General features: G+C 32.3%; 1 protein-coding gene and 1 pseudogene. Both read right to left on the bottom strand.

The annotated features are described in order from the left end of the window. Positions 1 to 143 (bottom strand): annotated as a pseudogene (locus V6U76_RS05535) (hypothetical protein); the annotation flags it as partial. Between the two features lie 6 nt (positions 144 to 149). Then, on the bottom strand, positions 150 to 377 hold the full coding sequence (locus V6U76_RS05530; RefSeq protein WP_333024151.1) for a F0F1 ATP synthase subunit C: 228 nt from the start codon (positions 375 to 377) through the stop codon (positions 150 to 152). Position 378 lies beyond the last annotated feature (1 nt).

Raw genomic sequence — 378 nt, 5'->3', positions numbered from 1 at the left:
CTATTTTTTAACACAGACTCAATTTTAGGTAAGAAAAAAAACTTTAGTATAAAGAATAGAAAAAAGAAGCATATGAGAAACCAAAAAAGCTGTGAAGAGTAAGTTGATATATCAAGTTGCGGCAATACATCAAATTGTGACATAATGTCTTAAACAACAAAAATTAATAGTAAAGCAACTACAAACGAAAGCAACCCCATCATTTCAACCAATGCTGCACCAACATATATATACTTGTCCATTTTGGTATCTGATTCCGGATTTCTTGCAACTCCATTCAGTAGAGTAGAAAACATGTGTGCTACACCTAAAGCTGTGCCCAACATGCCAAATATACTAAGTCCTATTGCTATAAACTTTAAAGCTACTAAATCCATA

The sequence above is a fragment of the Wolbachia endosymbiont of Pentidionis agamae genome (assembly GCF_036711655.1).
Taxonomy (GTDB): Bacteria; Pseudomonadota; Alphaproteobacteria; order Rickettsiales; family Anaplasmataceae; genus JAZHPY01.
The sequence above is the reverse complement of the archived record's forward strand: the minus strand, read 5'-3'. Positions and strand labels throughout refer to the sequence as shown.